Annotated in this window: 22 protein-coding genes; 11 read left to right on the top strand and 11 right to left on the bottom strand. The window is 60.8% G+C overall.

The window, feature by feature from the left end; all coding sequences use genetic code 11:
* Positions 1-141: 141 nt before the first annotated feature.
* Positions 142-687, bottom strand: a complete 546-nt coding sequence (locus E0486_RS08640; RefSeq protein ID WP_131851759.1) for a DUF1415 domain-containing protein — start codon at positions 685-687, stop codon at positions 142-144.
* Between the two features lie 81 nt (positions 688-768).
* Here E0486_RS08640 and E0486_RS08635 point away from each other — a divergent pair, with 81 nt between their 5' ends.
* Positions 769-1236, top strand: a complete 468-nt coding sequence (locus E0486_RS08635) for a hypothetical protein (RefSeq protein WP_131851758.1) — start codon at positions 769-771, stop codon at positions 1234-1236.
* 83 nt (positions 1237-1319) lie between these two features.
* Here the strand turns inward: E0486_RS08635 and E0486_RS08630 are convergent, their stop codons facing one another.
* On the bottom strand, positions 1320-2777 hold the full coding sequence (locus E0486_RS08630; RefSeq protein ID WP_165917253.1) for a S41 family peptidase: 1458 nt from the start codon (positions 2775-2777) through the stop codon (positions 1320-1322).
* A 173-nt stretch (positions 2778-2950) separates the two neighbouring features.
* Between E0486_RS08630 and E0486_RS08625 the strand changes: the two genes are divergently transcribed.
* On the top strand, positions 2951-3706 hold the full coding sequence (locus E0486_RS08625; RefSeq protein WP_131851756.1) for a hypothetical protein: 756 nt from the start codon (positions 2951-2953) through the stop codon (positions 3704-3706).
* A gap of 136 nt (positions 3707-3842) precedes the next feature.
* Positions 3843-4685, top strand: a complete 843-nt coding sequence (locus E0486_RS08620) for a hypothetical protein (RefSeq protein ID WP_131851755.1) — start codon at positions 3843-3845, stop codon at positions 4683-4685.
* A 96-nt stretch (positions 4686-4781) separates the two neighbouring features.
* On the opposite strand, the gene E0486_RS08615 is transcribed toward E0486_RS08620, so the two are convergent.
* Positions 4782-6380 carry a M28 family peptidase gene (locus E0486_RS08615; RefSeq protein ID WP_131851754.1) on the bottom strand — a complete coding sequence of 533 codons (1599 nt, stop codon included), beginning with the start codon at positions 6378-6380 and terminating at the stop codon, positions 4782-4784.
* 114 nt (positions 6381-6494) lie between these two features.
* Between E0486_RS08615 and E0486_RS08610 the strand changes: the two genes are divergently transcribed.
* From E0486_RS08610 to E0486_RS08600, 3 genes are all read left to right on the top strand, one after another.
* Entirely contained in the window at positions 6495-7091 is a 597-nt protein-coding gene (locus tag E0486_RS08610) for a NifU family protein (protein WP_131851753.1), read from the top strand.
* Between the two features lie 168 nt (positions 7092-7259).
* Positions 7260-7886: a M23 family metallopeptidase gene (locus E0486_RS08605; protein ID WP_131851752.1), complete on the top strand. Its 627-nt coding sequence runs from the start codon at positions 7260-7262 to the stop codon at positions 7884-7886.
* A gap of 101 nt (positions 7887-7987) precedes the next feature.
* A complete protein-coding gene (locus E0486_RS08600) occupies positions 7988-9091 on the top strand; it encodes a transglutaminase-like domain-containing protein (RefSeq protein WP_131851751.1) in 1104 nt (367 codons plus the stop codon).
* Between the two features lie 193 nt (positions 9092-9284).
* On the opposite strand, the gene E0486_RS08595 is transcribed toward E0486_RS08600, so the two are convergent.
* A complete protein-coding gene (locus E0486_RS08595) occupies positions 9285-10400 on the bottom strand; it encodes an AI-2E family transporter (protein WP_131851750.1) in 1116 nt (371 codons plus the stop codon).
* A gap of 175 nt (positions 10401-10575) precedes the next feature.
* Here E0486_RS08595 and E0486_RS08590 point away from each other — a divergent pair, with 175 nt between their 5' ends.
* From E0486_RS08590 to E0486_RS08575, 4 genes are all read left to right on the top strand, one after another.
* Complete coding sequence (locus E0486_RS08590; protein ID WP_165917252.1) at positions 10576-11493, top strand: ABC transporter ATP-binding protein; 918 nt, start codon at positions 10576-10578, stop codon at positions 11491-11493.
* On the top strand, positions 11490-13691 hold the full coding sequence (locus E0486_RS08585) for an ABC transporter permease (protein ID WP_131851748.1): 2202 nt from the start codon (positions 11490-11492) through the stop codon (positions 13689-13691). Before E0486_RS08590 ends, E0486_RS08585 begins: the two co-directional genes overlap by 4 nt.
* Positions 13691-14425: a nicotinamide riboside transporter PnuC gene (gene pnuC, locus E0486_RS08580; RefSeq protein WP_131851747.1), complete on the top strand. Its 735-nt coding sequence runs from the start codon at positions 13691-13693 to the stop codon at positions 14423-14425. The genes E0486_RS08585 and pnuC overlap by 1 nt, the downstream gene beginning before the upstream one ends.
* A gap of 123 nt (positions 14426-14548) precedes the next feature.
* Positions 14549-15082: an AAA family ATPase gene (locus E0486_RS08575; protein ID WP_131851746.1), complete on the top strand. Its 534-nt coding sequence runs from the start codon at positions 14549-14551 to the stop codon at positions 15080-15082.
* A gap of 181 nt (positions 15083-15263) precedes the next feature.
* Here E0486_RS08575 and mtgA read toward each other — a convergent pair whose 3' ends face one another.
* From mtgA to purN, 7 genes are all read right to left on the bottom strand, one after another.
* On the bottom strand, positions 15264-16031 hold the full coding sequence (gene mtgA / locus E0486_RS08570; RefSeq protein ID WP_165917251.1) for a monofunctional biosynthetic peptidoglycan transglycosylase: 768 nt from the start codon (positions 16029-16031) through the stop codon (positions 15264-15266).
* 7 nt (positions 16032-16038) lie between these two features.
* Positions 16039-16665: a LysE family translocator gene (locus E0486_RS08565; protein ID WP_131851745.1), complete on the bottom strand. Its 627-nt coding sequence runs from the start codon at positions 16663-16665 to the stop codon at positions 16039-16041.
* Positions 16666-16794: 129 nt separating this feature from the next.
* Positions 16795-18336 carry a GH3 family acyl-acid amido synthetase gene (locus E0486_RS08560; protein ID WP_131851744.1) on the bottom strand — a complete coding sequence of 514 codons (1542 nt, stop codon included), beginning with the start codon at positions 18334-18336 and terminating at the stop codon, positions 16795-16797.
* A 40-nt stretch (positions 18337-18376) separates the two neighbouring features.
* A complete protein-coding gene (locus tag E0486_RS08555) occupies positions 18377-20326 on the bottom strand; it encodes a glycosyltransferase family 2 protein (protein WP_165917250.1) in 1950 nt (649 codons plus the stop codon).
* Between the two features lie 81 nt (positions 20327-20407).
* Complete coding sequence (locus E0486_RS08550) at positions 20408-20854, bottom strand: response regulator (RefSeq protein WP_131851742.1); 447 nt, start codon at positions 20852-20854, stop codon at positions 20408-20410.
* Positions 20855-20892: 38 nt separating this feature from the next.
* Entirely contained in the window at positions 20893-21141 is a 249-nt protein-coding gene (locus tag E0486_RS08545; protein WP_131851741.1) for a hypothetical protein, read from the bottom strand.
* Positions 21142-21295: 154 nt separating this feature from the next.
* Positions 21296-21907: a phosphoribosylglycinamide formyltransferase gene (gene purN, locus E0486_RS08540; RefSeq protein ID WP_131851740.1), complete on the bottom strand. Its 612-nt coding sequence runs from the start codon at positions 21905-21907 to the stop codon at positions 21296-21298.
* A gap of 259 nt (positions 21908-22166) precedes the next feature.
* Between purN and E0486_RS08535 the strand changes: the two genes are divergently transcribed.
* The gene (locus E0486_RS08535) at positions 22167-23444 is read left to right on the top strand and encodes a c-type cytochrome (protein ID WP_131851739.1); all 1278 of its coding nucleotides are present in this window, start codon (positions 22167-22169) and stop codon (positions 23442-23444) included.
* Positions 23445-23486 lie beyond the last annotated feature (42 nt).

Raw genomic sequence — 23486 nt, 5'->3', positions numbered from 1 at the left:
GATTTTTTGTCATCGCCCCGGTGGTATCGGCCCCGGGGCTTTTTGTTTGGGTGAACGGGGTAACGCCAACGACGGGTATGTGCCCTTCCATCTCCTGAACTTCTCAGAATCTTCAAAACCCGCCAAAACCTTCAAAACCATTTACTCCCGGCACGCCGCCCACAGGCGTTGCATGTATTCGAGCCCCTTGGTGCGGGCGAACAGCGTGTTGCGTTCGGGGATCTTCATCGGGTCGGGGTAGGAGTCGACGGCACGGCTGACGCTTTCTTCGCGAAGAAGATGCAGCATCGGCCACGGCGACCGGTTGGTATAGTTGGCGGCATCGTCGGGGCGACTGCCGGCAAAGAAGTAGTCGGGATGAAAAGACGCTACCTGGTACACACCTTCGTAGCCATTTTTGCGCAGGGAAGCTTCGGCAGCGTCCACCAGCTTGAGGTAGTCGGAAAAGCGCCCGAAGTGCTGCGGCAGGATGAGGAACATCGTTTCGACCTCCGGCGCACCATCCATTTTCGCCAGCGCTTGCCGGAGCGCCGACAGCACCGCCGGCTTGTTGCCACCGACCACTTCAAAGCGGATACTATCGCGCTTTACCTCGCGAAGGGCAAAGGGGCAGAAGTTGCAGCCTACGACAACGTCGACGATCCACTTTTTGGTCTGGGCGATGAACTTGTTTGGGTCAGTGTTCAAGAAAGTAAAGGTAGCGCAATGGGCGGCATGGCGTTGCGCACCCACGCGCTGCATCCATTCCCGTGCTAACTTGCTCTACCCATGCGCATCCTCATTTTATTCCTGCTGCTCCTTTCTTCCGCTGTGCTGCGCGCCCAGCAACCACCCACTTCCGCGTATCGCTTTTCGTATACGATCGATACGCTGTCGGGCCGGCCCGGCTACCTGCGGGTGCGCTTCCGCCTGCACAACGGGAGCGATTCGGTGCTCCATTTCCTGCGCCGCAGCTGCAGCTTCGCCCACGGCCTGCACTGGAACGTAAAGCAATGGCAGCACCGCCCGCGCGTCGTCTGCCGCGCTTCCTTCCCGGTGATCGATACCGTGGCGCCGCGGGGTACCTACGAATGGACCACCTACTTTGAATGGGTACGGCGGGCGCCGATGCCGGAATTCACCTACACGCTTTCGCGGCTCAAAACACCGGAAAAGCCCCGCACGATAAGCGGCGCCGAACGCCTGCCTGCGGTGGATACCATAGCGCTCCGCGAGCCGGTGCCGGAGCGGCCCTGACGCCGCTCATCCCGCCGCCCGCGCCGCCGGCCCGCAGACCTGCACGTTTCTGGCGGCGTTGATTACCTTCAAAGCAAACCCGCTCAGCCGATGCGCGTCCTTCTTTTGCTCCCGAGCGTGCGGTCGGGTTTGCCGTGCCGTATCCACCGCTGCGCCGCTTCGAGCACCGCATCGCCGGTAGCGCCGGGAACGGTCTTCACGGAAATATCCGGCAGCACCGGGTTGTTGTCGGTGCGGTTGCCGTTGGGCCGCGTGAACAGCTTGGTGCAGGAGCCGAAGTTGACACGGGCATTGGGTGTATCGAAGTAGAGCACTTCGCCGTAATCGTTGGCGGGCTCGCCCGTTGGTTCGCCAATGAGCGTGGCCAGGTGGTAGTCGCTGATGGTAGCGGCCGTCATGTTGGCGCTCGAAAAGGTGTGCGGCCCGATGAGCACCGCCACCGGCCCTTCAAAGCGCAGCGCGTTGGCTTCGGGCGCTTCCGGCGCGCTGGCCGGCAGCACAATGATATCGCCGTCCGCGTGAGCGAGGTAGCGGGCCCACTTAGCCGAATCGGGCCCACTTCGCCGGGCGGAGTCGAGGCCGCGGTACCAGTCGCGTACCTGCGGGCTCATTTTCCAATAAACGTCGCCCGACATCCGCAGCGGCTTCGACGTGATGAAGTTGAGGAGGTACCACCCGAACAGCGAGTTGCCGCCGCCGTTGCGGCGGAGGTCGATCACGAGTCCTTTCACCGGTTGTTGCTGCAGCACGGTGAACGTGTCTTCCAGGAATTTCAGGAAGGCCTGCGGGTCGCCTTCCATCGTGTTTACGTTCAGCAGCCCTATGGACCCGGGAAGGCGCTCGAAGGAATAGTCTGCCTGCTTCGGCTGCACCCTGGTTTTCCGGAATGCGTCGCGGCGCGCCTTGAATTCGGCGTAGCGGAGGGCGCTGCGCTGAACGGTGCCGCTGCGGCCATTGCGCACGTAGCGGATGATGTAGGGCGCGTGGATGCCGTTGGCCTGTAAGAGCACCAGCAGGTCGTTCTGCAGGCGCGAGCGTCGCCAGGCATCCATGCCGCCGTAAAAGCGGAGGAAGCGGGCGAACAGGTGGGCGGTGCTTTGCCCGTTGATGGCCGTGATGCGATCGCCGGGGCGAAGGGCGCTATCTCCGCCCAGGTCTTTAAGTACGGGAAACCCGGCCTCTGACGCCGGGCCCAGCAGCACCGGGAATACGGGGATCTTTCCATCGATGATCTTCTTGCTGAGCGGGGTCGGCCAGGCGTGCGTGTGGCCTTCGTCGAGCGCGGCGCAGAGGCGCGCCACGAGCGGGTAAGCTTCTTCGGAGCCCACCGGATACTGCACCGATGCGGCCAGCGAATCGCGCAGCCGGTAAAAGTGCGCGCGGCTGATGGCGTGCCAGGGATCGGGGTGCATGCTCTCGATGGTGCGGACCACGAAGTCGAGGTCCTCGCGCACCTGCGCGGGTGTGAGCGAATCCGGGATGGACTGGGCGCGGAGCTGGCCCGCGAGAACAAGCAGGAAGGCAGACAGGAAGAAACGCATAGGAACGATTTGCCCTACTAAACTAGCACAATGGGTGTTGCGGAAAGGGAGTGGTATCAGGGACTGCTTTTTCCTTTGTATGAACTGTAGCCGCTTTCGCTTTTCTTTCGCGTCGGGAGGCGTAAATAATTTCTGGCACAGATTTCTCTTACGGCTGGGCAAAACCCTAACGTATGAAACTTTCCAAGCAATCCGTTCTCCTCGTGGCCCTCGCATTCGGCGGCGCCACTTCCACCTTTGCCCAGATCGGCGCCACGGTAACCAACAGCACCAACGCCGCCGTGCGCGGATCGGTGAACAGCGCCGCCGCCACGCAGGCCGCCACGTCGGCCACGGCGGGCGCAGCCAATGCCGCTTCGGCTGCAACACGCGCCACTACTGCAACGGCCGCATCTGCAGGTGCTGCTACACAGGCCGCCGCTTCCGCCGCCGCCACCAAGGTTGTTGATGTAAAAGGCGCTGCTGCCGGCACCGTGGGCGCCACTGCTACTCAGGCCGCGCAAACGGCTACTCATGCAGCCGATGTACAGGCCGGCGCCCGCGTCAACGCACAGGCATCCACGCACGCGTCCGAGCAGGCAAAGGCACACGCCAACGAGAATTCCGCTGTTGTTGGTACGGCAACCGACGCTTCCGCGAACCTTAACACGGGAGCCGATGTGCGCGTGAACGGCAGCCAGGCCGTGGGCGGCGCCCGCACCGAAGGCGACAAGGTAAAGGTCAAAGTGCAGCAGCAAGGCGCCGACGCTGTGCAAAAGACGAAGCAGAAAAGCGCCGCCGCCGGCACAAAGGTGAAGACCGAAACCCGCGCCAAAGCGCAGGGCGCCGTGCACGCTTCGGAGAAAGCCAAAGCCCACGCTTCGCAGAAGTTCGCTGTCAACGGCAGCGCCGATGTGCAGGCTTCCGGCAAAGTGAAGGTGAAGCACTAAGGCAACCTCATTTAAGAGCGCGCCTGTAAAGGCGCGCTCTTCTTTTTCTCGTTCTCTCGTTCTCTTGTTCTCTCGTTCTCTCGTTCTCTCTTTCTCTCTTTCACTCGTTCTCATCTCTCCGTTCAACCCCTCGCGTATGAAATCATTTCTTCTTCTCGCGCTGTCGGCGCTGAGTCTTGGCGTAGCTGCGCAAACCGACAGCACTGCCCGCACCGACAGCACAAGACCGAAGCCGCAGTTCAAGCTTTCCGTCAACTACCTGAGCAGCCTCCATTATTACGGCCGCACCGACAGTGTTCCCGGCAGCGGCTTCTTCCCGATGGCGGAGTTTTGGGTCACCCCGAATTTCTACGTAAACGCCGCGCCCATTTTCGTCAGCAACCCGGGGCAGGCGGTGCAATATGCCGGCTCCGTATCCACTATCGGCTACCAGAAGGTGACGAAGAAGTGGATCGCCGCGGCTTATGCGCTGAAGCCCTTTTACACGGAAGAAGCACGCCTCGTGCAATCGGCACTGAAGGCGCAGGCCGGGGCTTCCTTCACGCGGCTGCGCAAGGGGCTCAATGTAACGCTGGGCGCCGACGTCAAATTCAGCAGTGCCACCGATTTCGGCGCCACCGCGGGCATCGACCACCTCGTGCGGATCCGGCGCGGCAAGAACCTCTTTGTCATCGATCCGTCGCTGACGGTAAACGGTGGCACGCAGCAGTTCAGCCGCACGTATACCCGCAAGAATGAAGGCAACAACTCCTTTCCCCTGCCGCTGCCCGGCAATGGCGGGGGCAGTAGTTCTACGGTAACCGAAACGGCCCGGCGCTTCACGCTGCTTTCCCTGGAAGCAAGTGTGCCGCTCATCTTCGTGCGCCAGCATTGGATGCTGCTGCTGACGCCTGCTTACGTGGCGCCGCAGAACCTGCTGGCCGGCGAATACGGCAAGGAGCTGCTGTATGTAACGGCAGGTGTCAAATACACGTTCTAGTATCAACAATTGCGGCCAGCGAATGCCTGATAAAGAAGGAACGAACTCCTTCCCTGTTCAACCTTCTTTGCTCCTTGTTCGATATTCGATATGCCCTCATCGTCCCGGGCTGTTGGCCATATTCCAGAGGGTCAGGAAGGCGAGCTGCGTTTGCTTCGTCAGCAGGTCGTAGTTGATCCGGTCGGGGGTATCGGTGGGCTGGTGGTAGTCATCACTGAAGCCGGTGGCGAAATACACAAACGGGATCTTCTTCAGAAAGAACGGGTAGTGGTCGGAGCCGCGGAGCATACGCTGGTAGCCCGGGGGGCGCTTGTAGCGGTCGTCGAGGTGGAGCGCGTTGAAGACGGCATTGGCGGACCGCAAGTCTTCGAGGAGACCGATGCGGGCGGAATCTTCTACCAGTACATACACGTAATTGCTGTCGGCGCGGCGGTTCCTGTAAAACGTATCCACGCGCCCGAGCATGTCGATGTTGAGTACGGCCCGCGTCTTTGCGATGGGGATCGCCGGGTGGTCGGTATACCATGCCGAGCCAAGAAGGCCACGCTCCTCGCCGGTAACGGAGGCGAACACGATCGTGCGCCGCGGGCGATGCCCGGCGCGGGCCGCCTGCTGCATCATATTGGCCAGCTGGATCAGCGCCACCGTACCGCTTGCATTGTCTACGGCGCCGGGATAAAGCGTTTTTCCGTTGATCCCGTCGTGGTCGCGGTGGGCGGTCACCACGATACAGGACGCATCCGGGTCGTTGCCGCGCAGCACGCCCAGTACGTTGGGCGCCGTTTCTTCACTATACGTTGCGTGTACTTCGAGGCTGAGCGTTGCCTGCAGGGGAAAGGTTTCGAGCGCCCGCGGGCCGGAGATGGTTCCGCTGCTGTCTACGCTTAAGCCGCTTTCGCCGGACAACAGGCGCGCCATCAGCGCCGGCAGCAGGCCGATCTCGGTAAAACCGGTGGAAGGGTTCTGGTCGTCCAGGCGGGCTTCGTATTCGGGCAGGAAAGCGAAGGCCTCGCGCCTCCGGAGCGCCTTTGCCACGAGCGAGTCGGTCCACAGAACGGCGGCGGCGCCGTGGTCCTTCAGGATCGATTCGGCGCTGTCGAGCCGGTCGAACTGGCCGAGGCGGAAGGGCGTTCCGGGCAGCAGCACCACTGTTCCCTCCAGGTCGGTGGCCTGCCGGCGGCCCAGGAAGCTGAAGGTGCTGTCGGCGCCGGCCCACACGATGGGCGCGTTGCGCAGCTGCAGCGAGTCGGTACGTGGGTAGACGTTCCAGCCGTCGCCCCAGGCATAGCGGCGGTTGCCGAGCGTGAGGGTGGCCGAGCGGGTGCGGCGGCGGGCGGTGATGGGCTGGTAGTAGCCGCGGTGGCTCGGCGGGGCGAGGCGCAGCTCGGTAAAGCGGGTGGCCACGTAGCGCGCGGCGGCCGAATCGCCGCGGGTGGCCATGCGGCGGCCTTCCATGCCCGGGGCGGCCAGTGCAAAGAGTTGCCGGCGGAGTTCGGCGGCCGGTGTGCTGCGCGCGATGGCTACGACGGCGTCGGGGATCGTATCCGCCTTCGCCAGGGCTACGGCGGACGGGTCCGACGGCACCAAGGCGACGGCGGACGGGTCCGACGGCACAAAAGCTAGGGCAGACGGGCCTGCCTGCTGTGCGGCGGCGGCAGAAGCGGCAAAAATCGGTGGGAGAAGGAAACGGAGCATGGTCGAGGGTTTGGGTACTTCTAAGGTACGGCCTTGTAAAGGGCTTGTCTTTTCCCATTTGCGTAACATTTCCCGCATGATTCTTGCGTAATTTCGCCGCGTAAAGCAATCGTTATGATCAAGACCGGCAATCCCATTATCAGCATATATACCGAGATGACCCCCAACCCGGAAACAATGAAGTTTGTGGCCAACAAGCTTTTGTATCCCGGCAAAAGCATCGACTTCCCCGACGTGGAAAGCGCCAAGCCTTCGCCGCTCGCTACCGAGCTGTTCGGCTTCCCCTTCATCCGCGCGGTATTCATCGCTTCTAACTTTGTAACGCTCACCAAGACGCCCGACACCGATTGGGCCGACGTCATCCCCAGCATCCGCCAGTTTCTGAAGGAATACCTCGAGGAAGGCAAGGCCGTGGTGAATGAAGACGAGCTCGCCAACGTGGTGCCCCAGAGCTCCAACGAGGTGGCGGCCGACGACGACGACGTGGTGAAGCGCGTGAAGGAACTGCTGGAGAACTACGTAAAGCCGGCCGTGGAAATGGACGGCGGCGCCATCCAGTTCAAAAGCTACAAGGAAGGCGTGGTGAACCTGATGCTGCAGGGCTCCTGCTCGGGCTGCCCCTCCTCGATGATCACGCTGAAGGCCGGCATCGAAGGCATGATGAAGCGGATGATCCCAGAGGTGAAAGAAGTAGTGGCCGAAGCGGAATAAGGCCCCCTGTCCCCCAAAGGGGGCACTTAGGTCGAACTCACTTTACTACGGCATCATGCCTGCATAAATAAATTCACGAAAAAGCTCTGACAATAGTGTCGGGGCTTTTTTGTTCTCCCATTAGCCCGCTCTCCCATTTCCCATCATCCCATTAACTTCAGGGCACTGATGAAAGCAGTGGTTCCTATTTCCGTCCTCCTGATGGGTGCACTCGCCCTCTGTTCCTGCGGAACGCAGCATCGCTTTGCCACGGCGGCGGAGGCGGCGGCCGATTCGTCGCCGGTATACCACCTGCCCTACGAAGCCGGCGCGCGGCACCGCCTGGTGCAGGGCTACAACTCCTGGTTTTCGCACAAGGGGCGCCTCGGGCTCGATTTTAAAATGAAAAAGGGGACGCTAGTGACCGCCGGCCGCGCCGGCGTGGTGCAGCGGGCGATCGACACGTTTTCGGGACATGGCGTCAACAAGCGCTACCTGGGCCGCTCCAACGTCGTGGTGATCCGCCATGCCGACGGTTCCAGCCTGCTCTACGGCCACCTGCAACAAGGCGGGCTGCTCGTGCGGGTGGGGGACAGTGTGCAGGTAGGACAGCCCCTCGCCCGCAGCGGCAATGTAGGCTACTCGGCCTTTCCGCACCTGCACCTCATTGCCTGGGGTCCCACGCCGGCGGGCCGGCGCGCGCTGCCGATGCGCTTCCATACGCAAAAGGGCATTGTCTACCTCCGCCCGGGGCGGCAGTACCGAAGCTCCGGCCCCGGCCCATCCAAACCTTCCCTGAGGGAAGGCTTCAAATAGCCTTCAGCAGGTGACGCAGGGGCCATTCAACGCCGTTTTCAACAACCCATGTAACTCACACGCAGCTTCCTGCGTCCTATTATCGAATTTCGTCGTTGCATATGAAAAGACTACTGACCCTTCTGCTCGCCGGCGCCTCGCTGCTGGCCTCCGCTCAAACAACTTACAAAGGTCTGCCCGTGCTCGAAGCGGCAGGAAAGACCGCCGACTACCGCGTGGATGCGCGGTGGCGAAAAGGCACCTGGGGCTTTGCCCCCGAAGCAGTGCCCGACGTGCTGGAGCTGCCGGTGTTTGGCCGCACGGTGCAATTCGGTTTTTATACCGGCAAAGACTCCCTCCTCTTCCCGCTCAGCGCCGGCACCGTGCGCCGGTTTTACGTGCATACGACCGACAACAAATACGCGCTGACCGAAGTGCGCGGTTTCGACTTCCAGCCGCTGTCGGTGACTGCTGCGCCCAGCCGCCGGGATACGTTCTGGTACGAGCAGGGCACGGCCAATCCCTTCCTGGAGCAGCTGCGCAGCACCTACGCGCTGAATGACCTCGTGCGCAATGTCGGCTCCGACTCGGCCCGCGCCCTGCGCATCCTTAAATGGACGCACGACCAGTGGAGCCACAACGGGAGCAACGAGCCTTCGAAGCCCGATGCGCTGACCATCCTGCGGGAAGCCCGCGGCGGCAAGCATTTCCGCTGTGTGGAATACGGCATCGTGGCCGCCTCCGCCCTCAACGCCGTGGGCCTGCCCGCGCGGGTGCTGGCGCTCAAGACCAAAGACGTGGAAACCACCGCCTCCGGCGCCGGCCACGTGCTGCTGGAGGTATACCTCAGCGATCTCAAAAAGTGGGTGCTGATGGATGGCCAGTGGGACGCGATGCCCGTGCTCAACGGCGTGCCGCTCAATGCGGTGGAATTCCAGCAGGCAATCGCCCGCAACTACGATGCCCTGCAGGTCCGCAGCCTCTCCGGCACCGACAAGGAGGCCTATACCTCCTGGATCTTTCCCTACCTCTATTACTTCGACGTGAAATTCGACAACCGCGAAGGCACCGGGCGCAAGCTGGCCACCCAGGGCGGAAAGCCCAGCCTCATGCTCGTGCCCGAGGGCGCCAAAGAACCCACCGTATTCCAGAAGGAATGGCCGATCAACAACGTGGTATACACGCACTCCGCCGCCGACTTCTATGCGGCCCCGGTGATGAAATGAGGAGGCGCGATCAATAAGTTTACAAAGAAAAGAAGGTTCGGAACCGCGAAGAAAAAAAGAGAATAAGGTGTTCCGCAAAGGATTACGAAAACGTCTCCGCCACCGGGGACGTTTCTATTGCATTCGTCTTAGCGTACCATCTTTGCTCCTTCTTTCTTCGCGGTGAAAAACCTTGTTTCCCTTCCGTAGCCGTTTACTTCCTCGCCTTTCGCATTCTGATTCGCCGGATGAGGAAGCCATGCTCGCGCGGGATGTTGGTGTCGTCGCCCATCAGCAGGGCAAAGGGTCGAAGCGCCGGCACTTCTTCAAACACCACCTTTACGATGGCCAGCAGGGGCAGGGCCATGAAGGAACCCGTTAGCCCCCAGAGCGCGGCCAGCGTGATCACCGACACGATGGCGGCCAGCGCGTTGATCCGGATCTTGGAACCGACAATAACGGGGTTGAGCACGTTGGTATCGGTCATGTGGATGAGCAGCATCGACAGCACCGCCCAGAGTACCGTGGCGGGCGTGTTGGTGGTGATGGAAATGAGCGCCGTAAGCAGCAGCGCCAACGTGATGCCCACGTAAGGAAGAATCTTGATAACGGCGGCGATCACCGACAGCAGCAGCGCGTAGCGGATCCCCAGCAGGGCGAGCGCAGCGAAAAAGGCCGTTCCTACGATCGCCATCTCGATGAGCAGGCCCACGATATAGCTGCGGATGACATACTGAATGCGGTTGAACAGGTTCTGGATCACGCCGGCGTGCTCGTCGGCGAACATATTGAGGAAGAACGCCAGGATCAGACCGCGGTACAGCAGCATCAGGAAGGTCATGATCAGCAGCAGGATGCCGGCAAAGAGGATCACCGAGCCCAGGGTGAGCGTTTTGTTGATCAGGAACGACGTTTTGGGCAGCAGGTTGCTGCTGGAGGTCTGCACGATCTCGTGCATCCGCGTGGTAGAGAGGTGCAGCCACTTGCCCAGCAGCGCCTCCAACTGTAGCAGCGAGTTGTCGATGTTCTGCTTGATCAGCGGCAGGTCTTCGCGAAACGACAGGATGGCGTTGAAAAGAAAGTAAAAGACCAGCACGAAAAAGACGATCGAGAAGAGCAGCACGATGAGCGCCGCATAGGCGCGCGGGAAGCCCTGCCGTTCGAAAAAGCGGCAGGGGCCCGTGAGCAGCAGCGCCATCAGCCCCGCCAGGGCGATGGGCTTGAGCACCATCTGCCCGTAATAGAGCAGCCCCAGCGCGAGGGCAACGGCCAGCAGGGGCGGCACCAGGCGCGAAAACGTATTGTGTGTCGGAACGCGGCAGACGGACATGATGGATGGGCTAAAAATCCCGTGCCGGGTCGGAAAGCTCCCTTATCAATCCGCGACGCGCGGTAGGGGGCGGTAGGTCAACGGCAGCCCTTCCTCGTTAATCGCGCCGGCCATGCACCATCGCCGCGTGCGCTTCCGGGATATTTTCCTATGTTTAGCTTCCACAACTGCATCTATGTCTTACGCTATTGAAACAAAGGCGCTCAGCTTCGCCTTTGGCAAGCACACCGTTGTAAACGCGCTGTCGCTGCACGTGCCCGAGCAAAGCATCTATGGTTTTCTCGGTCCCAACGGGGCCGGCAAAAGCACCAGCATCCGCCTGCTGACGGGCATGCTGCTGTCGCAGCAGGACAATATCTTCATTCATGGACGCTCGCTGCGGCAGCAGGGTCCGGAGATCTTTCGCAGCATCGGAACGCTGATTGAGCAGCCTTCGTTGTGGGGGCACCTCACTGCCCGCGAAAACCTGCGCGTCATTGCCACGCTCCGCGGCTTGCCGGCGAGCCGGATGGACGCGGTGCTGGAAACCGTGGGCCTCGGCGCCGTGCAGCACCGCCGCGTAAGTCAGTATTCGCTGGGCATGAAGCAGCGCCTCGGCATCGCACTGGCCCTGCTCCCCGACCCGAAGCTGCTGCTGCTCGACGAGCCGGCCAACGGCCTTGACCCCTCGGGCATCATCGAGATCCGCGACCTGTTGAAGCGCCTGCACCGCGAAGAGGGGAAGACCGTTTTTGTATCGAGCCACCTGCTGGCTGAGGTGGAAAAGACCTGCACCCACATCGGGATCATCCACAAGGGCGTGCTGCGCTACGAAAATACGCTGGAGCAATTGCGCCGCGACGCCGAAGAAGGTGGTCAGGCCATCTTCAGCATTCCCGGCGCCGCCGGCCTCCTGGAAAACCTGGAGCCCGGTTGGGGCGGCCGCCACCTGGGCGGCGACGACGTGCTCTTCCCCATCACCGACCCCGGCGGCGTGGCCCGACTCAATGAAGGCCTCGTGGGCCGCGGCGTGCCCGTGTGCGGCATCCGCATGCAGGGCGGCCTCGAAGACTGGTTCATGCGCATCACCCAAAACGACAAGACCATCGTATGAGACTCTTTTTCGCCACCCACGGCGCCTGTTTCCGCGCCGAATGGATCAAACTGAAACGCACCGGCCTCTTCTGGATGGGCCTCGGCTCGGCGCTGTTCATCCCCGCCATTCAAACCATCGCCCAATTCTTCATCCACCCGTCACAGGGCGGCAATGTGTGGAACAGCTTCCTGGAACACTGCCTGACGGGATTTACCGCCTTCTTTTACCCGCTGTTCCTGTGCATTACGATGCTGCGCCTTGTGTACCTCGAGCACAAGGCCGACACCTGGAAAGTGCTCGAAACGCAGCCGGTATCGCGCCTTGCACTGTTCGGGGTGAAATACGAAGTGGCCCTGCTGGTGGCTGCGCTGAGCCTGCTGGCGTTGGTGGCTTGCGCCATCGGCGGCGGTGCGCTGGTGCAGGTGCTGCGGCCGGAGATGAATTTTCAAAAATCGACCATTCACTGGAGCCTGCTCGGCGGGGCACTGCTGCGTTTCTGGATTGCCTCTTTCGGCATCCTGGCGTTGCAATACTATTTGTCGCTGCTGATCAAAAACTTCGGCTGGCCCATGACCATCTCCCTCGTGGCGGTCATCGCCGGCGGCGTACCTGCCGGCTTTGGCATCTGGCCCTGGTTTCCCTGGTCGGCCACCAACCTCACGGGCGCCGCTTACAAGGGCAACCCGCGCGGTGGCCTGCTGCTGCCGCACGAGTGGCTGTCCCTGCTTTGGGCTGCCCTATTCCTGGTGCTCGGCTACCAGTTGCTCACGCAGCGCCGCTTTGCGGCGGCGCACGTCCGCGGGCGCCGCGGCCTGGCCACCGGCCTCGGCATTGTCGTGTTTGCCGTGGCTGTGTGGGCAATCAACCAGCCGCGCATTGCCGACCGCTACGACAGCACGGTACTGTCCGGGACCTTCCAGACCAAAAAGCCGCTCCGCACCGTGGCGTTTGTGCGGCAACCGTTCAATGATACCCAGGCTGTGGCCTTCCTGAACGGCGGCGCCTTTCGGCTACGCCTGCCCGATACGCTGCCCGTGGGCTTCTACGAACTTCAGGCCGGCAGCCACGCCATACGGATCTTCTTCGGTGGCCGCGACAGCCTGCACGTAGCGGTTGAGGAAAAGGAGCAAAGCGCCGACCTCAGCTTCGGGGGCACCCGCGTAGCCGAGAACGAATTCCTGCAGCGCAACACGCAACCAGACTTCTCGTACATCACGCAGTTTTTTGGCAATGCCGGCCCGGCAGCCTTCGGCTCGCAGCTGGCCAACGCCGTGGAAAGCGAGGAGCGTGACCTGGCGCAATTTCACACAGTGGACAATGTGGGCGTGGCGCCTGACTTCGTAACCGCCTACAGCCGCATCATCCGACTGGCGGCGCTGCAACTCACGGAGATCGAGTATCCGAAGTCTTTTGCCCTGTATCACCCCAACGAAACGCTGAAATACCCGAAGCGGATCGAAGAGCTGCGCAACAGCCTTTCCAATAACGACCCGGCCCTGCTGCCGGTGCCCGGCTACCTGTCCTACCTGGGCGAACTGCTCCGCCTGCGCAGTGCCCGTAGCGCCAACCGCGACAGTGCCTTCCGCGCCGAAAGCGCGCGGCTACTGCAGCGCCCCGAGCTGCGCGAGGCGCTTGCGCTGCAAGTTGCGCGCGAACGGATGCGTCGTATTCCCGACACGGCGGCGCGCGCCGCCTTTGTGCAAGCCGCCCTTGCCGACGTACAGGAACCCCGTTACCGCCGCCTGCTGCAGCAAGACCTGATGCAGCTTAACAGCCTCATGCGCGGCCGCCGCGCGCCCGACTTCGCCTCGGAGGGCAGCAACAACAGCGTCTTCTCGCTGGAGCAATTCCACGGACGCTACGTGGTGCTCGACGTGTGGGCCACCTGGTGCGGGCCCTGCCGGAAAGAGTCACCCTACTTTGAGGATATGGCCGAGCGCTATACCGACGAAAAGCTGCTGTTCGTGGCCGTGTCGGTGGATGAAGAAAAAGCCGCCTGGCAGCGCGAAGCGCGCTTCCGCTCCTCACGGGTGCTGCAGCTGCACGTGCCTGATGCAATGGAGCAGTTTCTGAAGCCCTACAGCATCGAGACGATCCCGCGCTTCCTGCTGATCGGCCCCGATGGGCGCATCCTCAACGCCTTTATGCCGCCGCCGTCGGATCCCGGGTTTGCGAGTATCTTGCAGCGCGAGATCCCCTTCGTCTCGCATTACTGATGGATATAGCCGAAATCGCGCGTCAATTCCGGGAGGGCCTGCGGGCCACCGGGCCACTGGAGTTCATCGCCGTACTCGCCGGCATCGCGAGCGTGTGGTTTTCCCGCAAGGAAAACATCTGGGTGTACCCGGTCGGCCTTATCAACACGGGCATCTACTGGTATATCTGCATCTCCAACCACCTTTTCGGCGAGGCACTGGTGAACCTCTATTACACCTACATGAGCATCTGGGGCTGGATCCTCTGGGCGCGCCGCAACGAACGCCACGAGGCGGTGCTGCACATTACGTACAGCACCCGCCGCGAATGGGTGCGGGAGCTCCTGTTCTTCGGGTTTTTCTTCGTCGCCATCTGGCTCGGCTACCAGGGCATCGCCCATGCGCAACACCTCCCCGCGCCGCAGCTGGGCACGGCGCCCGGCGTGTGGGACAACCTCGAGGCCGGCTTTATCGGCTACGCCCGCAGCATCCCCGACGGCAACCTCTACCCCGCCGCCGATGCTTTCGCCGCCGCCACGGCCTTTACCGGCATGTGGCTCATGGCCCGCAAAAAGGTGGAAAGCTGGTACTGGTGGATCGCTACCAACGCGGCATCCATCCCGCTCTATTTTATCAAGGGACTCGTATTCACCAGCGTGCTGTTTTTCATCCTGCTGCTCATGGCGTTTTGGGGGTTGACCGAGTGGAAAGCGCGCGCCAGGCAAGTCCCAACCGAACCGTCATTGCGAGCCTAGCGAAGCAATCTGCCGGCGCCCGGGTCTGCGGCCTGATGCGACTTCGGAGTCAACTTGAATGAGATTGCTTCGTCAGCCAGCGTTGCCCGCTGTCGGCCTCGCAATGACGCTAAAAATGTATCATTGAAAAAGATCGTCATCATCGGCCCGGAATCGACCGGCAAAAGCACCCTGAGCAAGCACCTCGCGGAACACTACGGCACGGCCTGGTGCCCCGAGTATGCGCGCACCTACCTCGAAGTGAACGGGGCGGATTATACGCCCGATGACCTGCTGCGCATCGCGCAGGGCCAGCTGGCGCTCGAAGCCTGGATGGAGGAAGAAGCGTCGGGCGATTATTATTTCGTAGACACCGATATGTACGTGATGAAGGTGTGGTATGAAGTAGTGTTCGGCAGCTGCCCGCCCTGGATCCTGAAGCAGTGCGCCGCGCAGCACTGCGACCTCTACCTGCTGTGCAACACCGACCTGCCCTGGATTGCCGACGGCCTCCGCGAATACCCCGACCTGGAGATGCGCGAGCGGCTGTTCAAAATGTACCTCGACCTGCTGGTGAACGACGGGCGGCCATTCGCGATCATTTCCGGCACCGAAGAAGAGCGGCTGCAGGCAGCGGTAGGTGCCGTGGAAGAGCATTTCGGCGGGGACGGGAAATAAGCGTTTTGAATCTCCCAGGCGTTCAAACCGGGGTTTTACCCGTTGGTTACTTTCACCCGCTTCCTTGAACCTACATTTTGCCCCGTCGATGGCTTCACCCGGCCTTTGGGGCGACCTTCCCGTCCCGGTTAAGTCGTTGAAGATGCGTTGGTAGCGACAGCCTCATAGCGTACCCCCTTCTTTACTTTTTTTCTTTGCGGTTCCGACCCTTCTTTCCTTCGTTCTCTTTTACTCCCGTTTCGGCTTTTTCCGTGCCCAGGCCGATCACCCGTTGCACATCCGGGTCGCGCTGGAGGAAGGCCATATTGGCCACAATCGACGAGGCGCGGCGCTGCACATAGCCGCCATTGGCGGGCTGACAGCGTTTGGGAGCGGGCAAACAGGCTGCAATCAGGGCCGCCTCGCGGCGCGAGAGCCCCGCCGCCGGCTTGCCAAAATAGTGCTGCGCCGCGGCCTCAACGCCGTACACACCGCGGCCCATTTCAATCACGTTGAGGTATACCTCCAGGATGCGTTCCTTGCCCCAGATCCATTCGATCATCTTGGTAAAATAGACCTCCAAACCCTTGCGCAGCCAGCTGCGGCCCTGCCAGAGAAACACGTTTTTGGCCGTTTGCTGCGAGATGGTGGAGGCGCCGTGCACCCGGCCGGGCTTGCGTTTGTTGTACGCCTGCGCCTTTTCGATGCTTTTCCAGTCGAATCCGCCGTGGTCGGGAAAGAGCTGGTCTTCGGAAGCAATAACGGCGAGCTTCATGTTGACCGGCACCTCCGAAATGTAATCGCGCTTCAGACCGTCGCCGCCGATGACTGCGCCGAGCTGCGTCAGCGTCAGGGGCGGGTCGACCCACTTGAGCAGCACGATGTAGGCGAGCTGCGCAATAAACAGGACGAGGATCGTGCGCTTCACGATGCGCCACAAGCGCGAGCCTTTCTTGCCGTTTCTGGACATGCCGCGCTTAGTGTTTGAAGAAGAGGTAATAGACCTGCAGGCCCACGCCGAAGCAGATGAGCAGGAAGCCGTTGAGGCGGCTGATGAACTGGATGTTGTGCGGGGTGAGGCGCTGGCGGATGCGATTGGCGCCGAGCACTTTGAGGATGTCGGTGCCGAGCACGAAGAGCAGCGCGATGCCGAAAATGAGCAGCCGCTCGTTGATGGTATGATCGGCAAGGGTGCTCGCGGCGCCGAGCCAGAAGATCCAGATGCCTGGGTTCAGGATATTCATCAGGAAACCCATGAGGAAGATCTTGAAGAGGTCGCGCTTGCGGAAGCGCTCGGGTGCCGCGCCTTCCTCCACCGCCTTGATCTTTTTGAAAAAGAGGAAGAAGATCCCGACGCCCACCAGGAAGAGGCCGCCGATGATCACCACGATGTCTTTGCCGTTGATAATGCGGTTGAACAGCTCCGTGAAGAAGTTGACGGCCAGCGCGAGCAGGATGTCGCTCAGCGATACGCCCGCCACAAACGCAAAGCCACCGCGCTTGCCGTTGTAGATGCTTTGCTTGATGGTGGTGAACAGCAACGCACTCACCGAAATGGAGAGCAGCAAGCCCAGTGACAATCCTTTTAGCAACGCATCCAACATACCGTGCTCACGAAGATAAATGAATGTGCTGATGGGGTAATGTGCCGATGGGGTAATCTTTGACGGGCCAGCGGGGCGGCATTCGTTCCTTACCCCATCACCCAATTATCCCCACTACCCCATTAGCCATTATCCCATCTTTCCTTTCATTTTGTCAAGAAATTGATTCCAGTCTTCGAGCATCTTGCCCTTGAGCACACGCGGGAATTTGTGCTGGCTGCCCAGCTTTCCTTTTGACTCCATGAAGTCGAGGAAGGCACGCTCGGGAAGCTTTTCGAGAAAGATGGCCTTCAGCGCCGATCCGCGCTCCACGGCATAGTCGTCGTTGAGGCCGCAGAGGTAGCCGTCGATCTTTTCGGCGAGCAGGCCCTGGTCGATGGGGGCATCGCAGGCGATGTACCACTTGTGCGCAAAAAATCCTTCGTAGGGAAAGCCCACGACGCTGTATTCGGGGATGGAGATGTTGAGTTCCTCGCTCACGAGCTGTATGGCCCGGTTCATATTCTCCACGCTGAGGTGCTCGCCTACGAGCGACAGGAAATGCTTCGTGCGTCCCGTGATCACCACCTCTGCGCGTTCTTTATTGACAAAGCGCAGCGTGTCGCCGATGAGGTAGCGCCAGGCGCCGGCGTTGGTGCTCATGAGCAGGGCGTATTCCTTGCCTTCCTCCACCTCGTGGATCATCAGCGCCTCCGGCTTTTCCACCATCTTGCCATCGGCGTCGAAGTTGGTATCGTTGAAGGGCACGAACTCCATGAAGATGTTGTTGTTCAGGATCAGCTGCATGCCCAGGGCATCCTGCCGCGCTTTATAGCCGATGAAGCCTTCGCTGGACAGGTAGTTCTCGATGTAAACGATGGGCTTGCCGAGCAGCTTTTCAAAACCTTTCTTATAGGGCTCGAAGGCCACGCCGCCGTGCACGAAGAAGCCGAGGTTGGGCCAGATGTCGTGAATGGTCTTCACGCCGTAGTGCTCTACGATCATTTCCATACACATCTGGCACCAGGCAGGCACGCCTACGATGTAGCCGATGTCCCATTCGCGGGCATGCTCTACGATCTCGTGGAGCTTTTCGTTCCAGTCTTTGATTTTGGCAATGCGGCCGCCGGGCTTGTAAAAGTTCTGGAACCAAAAGGGTTTATTCTTGGCCAGGATCCCCGAGAGGTCGCCGGCATACCAGCCGGCGGCGCCCTTTTGCAGGTCGGTGGCGCCGCCGAGCATGAGGAAGCCCTTCGTCACCGCATTACGCGGGAGGCCTTCGTAGCTCATGAGCGAGATCCACTGCCGCAGGTAGTTGACGCGGTTGGAGCGGAGCATCTCGCGGGTAACGGGAATGTATTTCGATGCCGATTCGGAAGTGCCCGAGCTCAGCGCGTAGAATTTGATCTTACCCGGCCAGGCCACGTCGGGCACGCCGTCGAGGGTCTTTTTCCACCAATCCTCATAGATCTTGTTGTAGTCGTGCACCGGCACGATATCCTGAAATTTCTTGCCCGCATGCTTGCTCAGCAGGATCTCGTCGAAGCGGTAGCGCTGGCCGAATTCGGTAAAGCGGGCTTTGCGCAGAAGCTTCTTAAGAACCCGCAGCTGCTGACGCCGGGGATCGTTTTGGGGAATGCGCAGGGCTGCCGCCAGGGCCTTCGGTAATTTCAGTTCGATTATTCTCGCCATTCGTTCGCAATAAAGGTAAGGGCTACGGCTATGCATCTGTTCATAAACCAAGCCAACGGTAATTCCGCAGCACGATTTTGAGATCTTCCGTCACGTCGTAGTCGCGGGCGTACCAGTAGTCGGCCTGCCGCAGCGTCTCTTCGGGGAGGGCGGCGGGCCCGTTGCGGCGACCGCCGGCGCTGAGCACGCCGGGCCGCAGGGCGGGCAGCGGCGCTGCTGCCGGAAGGCGGTAGCCCACCCATGTTTTGCGGCCCAGCAGCACTGCCAGCACGTTGGCCACAAAGCCGCCGGGGCGGCGCACCGCCAGCAGGTGCAGGGGCAGCGTTGCCACAAAGACCAGCGCCAGCAACACATCGGCCAGCCGTTTGCTGCGGCGGTGTGCGGGCTCGGCCAGGCGCAGCGGCGTTTGGAGCGACAAGGCTTCGCCGCTGCTGTCTTTGGAGTCGGAGCCGACCATACTACCCGATCCGGCACGGTGATAGCGCAGGCGCAGGTGCCTTGCCAGGCGGCCCGTGTGGGCAACGGCATCGACGAAGCGGAGGGTGCCGATGCAGAAGATGAGCTCCTGCGCGCCGAGGGCGCGGGCTGCTTCGGGGGCGCCGTCGAGGTCGGTAACGGTGCCGGGCTCGCCGGGCTGCAGGCCCACGCGCCCGATGATGTGGGCGGCGCGCCCGTTGCGCGCCAGCAGTTGCTGCACGCCCGCGTATTCTTCGGCCGTGGCGGCCACGAGGATGTAGGGTTTTTCTGCCTGCTCGGCCGGCCGAAGCAGCAGGCCCGCGCCCAGCAACAGGCGCCGCACGATACCGATGGCGGCAAAGCCCAGCACCGCGCCGCCCACGAGAATGGCCCGCGAAAAACGCAGGTTCTCGGGAAGCAGCGCATAGCCCGCAAGTAGCACGAGTGCGGCGATGGCCGAGGCCCGCAGCAGGTTGGCGCGGCGGTAGATCTTATCGTAAAGGCCCGCATAGTAGGCGGTGCCGATATATACAAGGGCGTAGGCCGGAAGCGATACGCGGATGAGCGATCCCGGCAGCACGATGTCGGGGCGCACGAGGCCGGTCCACAGTTCTTTGGCGAGCCAGAAGGCGAGCAGGATCAGCACGCCGTCGATGACAGGCAGGCCCACCCAGCGCAGCGCCTTGGCGCCGGCGGCGAGGGCCGCGCGCAGCCAGATGGCCACCTGGATCGACACGCGGAACATCCGCGCCCGCGCACCGCCGTAGTGCTTGCGCACGAAAATGTTCATGGCGCTGTAAAAAAGCCGTACATAGTTGAGCGAGCCGCGCTTCGTGCTTTCGCCTTTGAAATGGATGATCGTGGTGTCGGCGAGGTAATAGTTTTTATAGCCCGCCTCCTGGATGCGGTAGCTGAGGTCCACGTCTTCGCCGTACATAAAAAACGCTTCGTCGAAGGAGCCCACCTCGTCGAGCACGGCCCGTGGGATGAACATGAAGGCGCCCGCGAGCACATCTACCTCGTGGTTGGCGTGCTCGCTGAGGTGGCCGAGGTGGTAGCGGCCGAAAACGCGGGAGTTCGGAAAGAGCAGCGACAGGCCGAAGAGCTTGTACAGCGCCGTAAGCGGCGAGGGGAAGGAGCGTTTGGATTCTTTCAGGAAGGAGCCGGTGCCGTCGATCATCCGTACACCCAGCGCGCCGGCCCTGGGATGGGATTCGAAGAAGGCCAGGCAGCGCTCGAGGCTGTCTTCGGCCAGCAGCGTATCGGGGTTTAGAAAAAGAATGTAATGGCCGCCGGCGCGGGCGAGGCCCTGGTTGCAGGCGCGGGAAAAGCCCGCGTTTTCGGTATTGGCGACATAGACGAGCCCGGGAAAGCGCTCCTGCAGGTATTCCGCGCTGCCGTCGGTGCTGTTGTTGTCCACCACGATTACCTCGGTGTTTACTTCCCGCGATGCGGCTTGCACCGAATGGAGGCACTGCTCCAGGAAGTAGCGCACATTATAATTGACTATGATGACCGAAACCGTCAAGGGCAAGTATATAAGTCGGAAGTCTGAAGTGCGAAGTAAGTTGTTACGTCCGACTTCCGATGACACACTTCCGACTGAATAACTTCTTTAGCTGTTTTTGTTCTGGATCTTCCGGCGCACCTCTTCGGCGCAGTGGCTGATGAATTCATCGGTGATCTGCTCCATCTGCCGGTAGTGGAGGGGCTTGGTGATGAAGCCGGCCTTGTATTTTTCAGCGAAAGAGCGGTCGGTGGGCAGCGACGAAGTAGTGAAGAGCACCACCGGCACGTCGGCATAGCGGTCCATCGTGCGCAGCTCGCGGAGCACCTGCTTGCCGTCGACGATGGGCATGTTGACGTCGAGGATGATGAGGCAGGGGAGCGGGTCGAGGTCGTTCAGCCCCTGCAGGAAATGAAGGGCCTGGCCGCCATCGCTGACGGTCACCACCTCTACCTCGGAGGTAAATTCGGAAAATGCGTCCTGCACCAGTTGCAGGTCATCGGTATCATCATCGGCATAAAGCACGATGTTCTTCGGCGTGCTGGTCTTCGTCATATTCAGTTACGCTGGTTTTACCCTTCCGGGCCGGGGCCTCATATTACCCAATGTTCCACATCGATCAGCTCCAGGTATGGATCCAGCAGGGCCGTCGAGCGGAAGCAGTGAAGCTTTTCCGGTATCCGCCGGTATTGACGGTACAATACTTCCACGTAAAAACTCTCGAGCTGGTACAATACACAGGTCTGTGCCGCCACCTTGCGTTTGCCAATGAACGAGCCCTGCTCATACAGCAGGTCGAGCTGCTCCATCGCCGGCAGCAATTTGAAATCAAACAGCGTCATAATCTCAATCCTCCTGTACAGGGCGCCACAAAGACCGTGCGGGCCTGACGGCGGTAGGGAAGAATAGAGAAAGGAACCTGCATTTCTGTCTGATTTCGGGTGGTCTGCCAAAGGTAGGGCTTTGAACAAAAGAAAAACCAATTGCTTGCGTGGCTCAGGCTTCGCGTTCCCGCACCGCCCGCTCCACCACTTCGGCAAAATGCCGGTGTTCGAGTTCGTGCACGCGTGCGGCGAGCGATTCGGGGGTGTCGCCCGGGAGCACGGGGCAGCGCGCCTGGAACAGCTGATCGCCGTGGTCGTAGTGTTCGTCTACTATATGTATCGTGATGCCCGACTCCGATTCGCCCGCTGCCAGCACCGCGGCGTGCACGTGCTGCCCCCACATGCCCTTGCCGCCGTAGGCGGGCAGGAGCGCGGGGTGGATGTTGACGATGCGGCCCGGGTAGGCCTCCAGGAGGGGCGCCGGTACTTTCCAGAGAAAGCCCGCCAGTACGAGAAAGGTGATCCCCGCGGCTTCCAGCTCGGGCCGGTAAGCGTCGCCGCGAAAAAAGCGCTCGCGCTCGATCAGCAAGGTGGGTACGCCGAAAGCATCGGCCCGTGCCAGCACGCCGGCCCCGGGCTTGTTGCAAACAACCAACGCTATTATAATAGTAGGGTGATCGCGGAAATGCTCCATCAGCCGTTGCGCATTGGAGCCGTTGCCCGACGCGAAAATGGCGAGGCGGTGTTTTTTGCCGCCGGAGTCAGTAGAGGAAAAAGGGTTCACCCGCACGAAAGTAGCACCAAACTGTTGAAGCAAAATACCTGAGCAAAGTCATGTTTTTTCACATTGTTCCTTCGTAAATGCGTTTTTGTTTCATCAAAAAAAGGCGCTATGTTACGCGACTTTCACAGATAGCCTAATCGGCTGAAATGCAGGCCTGTAGCGCGTTAAAAAAAATTTAAGGCTTATGGGCATTTGTAAGAATCCTGTCATATTTTTGCCCCCGATTCGGAAATTTTCCACATTTAGATCAGTTGAATCTATGATTTTCCATAAGCCACGTGTAACGAAAATTGCGTTCTTCATTTTCTCACTGTTTCTTTCTTTCGCTACATATGCTCAAGGTAAAGCCGCTGAAGGCAAGCAATTGTTTCAGCAGAATTGCCAAACCTGCCACGCCCTCGACAAGGCCCTGACCGGCCCCGCCCTCCGCGGCTTCAAGCAGCGTGGTCCCTGGGGCGATCAGAAAGAGGTGTACAAGTGGATCCATAACCCCGCTGCCTACATTCCCACCAACCCCTATACCAAGGGGCTGCAGGCGCAGTACGGCGCCATCATGCAGTCGTTCCCCGCCTTCACCGAGGCGCAGATCGACGCCATCACCGAATACATCAGCACGGCCCCCGAAGCGGGCGCCGGCAAGAAAGAAGGCGGCGCAGCCGGCACGAACGGAGGCACCACCGAGGAAAGCGGCAACGGCCAGCTGATTTTCGGCATCGTGTCGATCATCCTGGCGATCATCGCGCTGATCCTGATGCAGGTGAACAACAACCTGAAGAAACTCTCCGACGACCGCGAAGGCATCACCCGACCCGACCCGGTGCCCTTCTGGCGTAATAAAATTTACATCGCCCTCCTCGCCCTCGTGCTCTTCGTGATCGGCGGCTACTTCGTGGCCAAAGGCGCCATCGGCCTGGGCCGCCAGCAAGGCTACCAGCCCGACCAGCCGATCTACTATTCGCACAAGGTGCACGCCGGTGTAAACCAGATCAACTGCCTGTACTGCCACGGCTCCGCGTGGGAATCGAAGCACGCCGGCATTCCTTCGCTCAACGTTTGTATGAACTGCCACAAGGCGATCTCCACCTACGAGAAAGGTCCGAAGCTGTTCGACGAAAACGGCAGCGAGATCAACGGTACCAACGAGATCCAGAAGCTGTATAAGGCTGCAGGCTTCACGCCCGGTAAACCCTGGGATCCGAGCAAGGCCACCTCGCCGGAGTGGGTGAAGATCCACAACCTGCCCGACCACGTGTACTTCAACCACGCCCAGCACGTGAACGCCGGCAAAGTAGCCTGCCAGACCTGCCACGGCAACATCCAGGAAATGGACAAAGTGAAGCAGGTGGCCGAACTGAGCATGGGCTGGTGTATCAATTGCCACCGCGAAACGAAGGTGCAGTTCAACACCGACAGCAGCACTGGTAACAAGTTTTACAGCATCTACGAGAAATTCCACAACGACCTCAAGTCCGGCAAAATGGACAGCGTTCGCGTGCAGGACATCGGTGGTCTCGAGTGCCAGAAGTGCCACTATTAACCGTGAGCCGTGAGCCGGGAAGCCGGCCGAAAACGGACAGAG

This window comes from Flaviaesturariibacter aridisoli (assembly GCF_004343705.1).
Lineage (GTDB): Bacteria > Bacteroidota > Bacteroidia > Chitinophagales > Chitinophagaceae > Flavisolibacter > Flavisolibacter aridisoli.
This window is presented reverse-complemented; position numbering and strand designations above follow the sequence as displayed.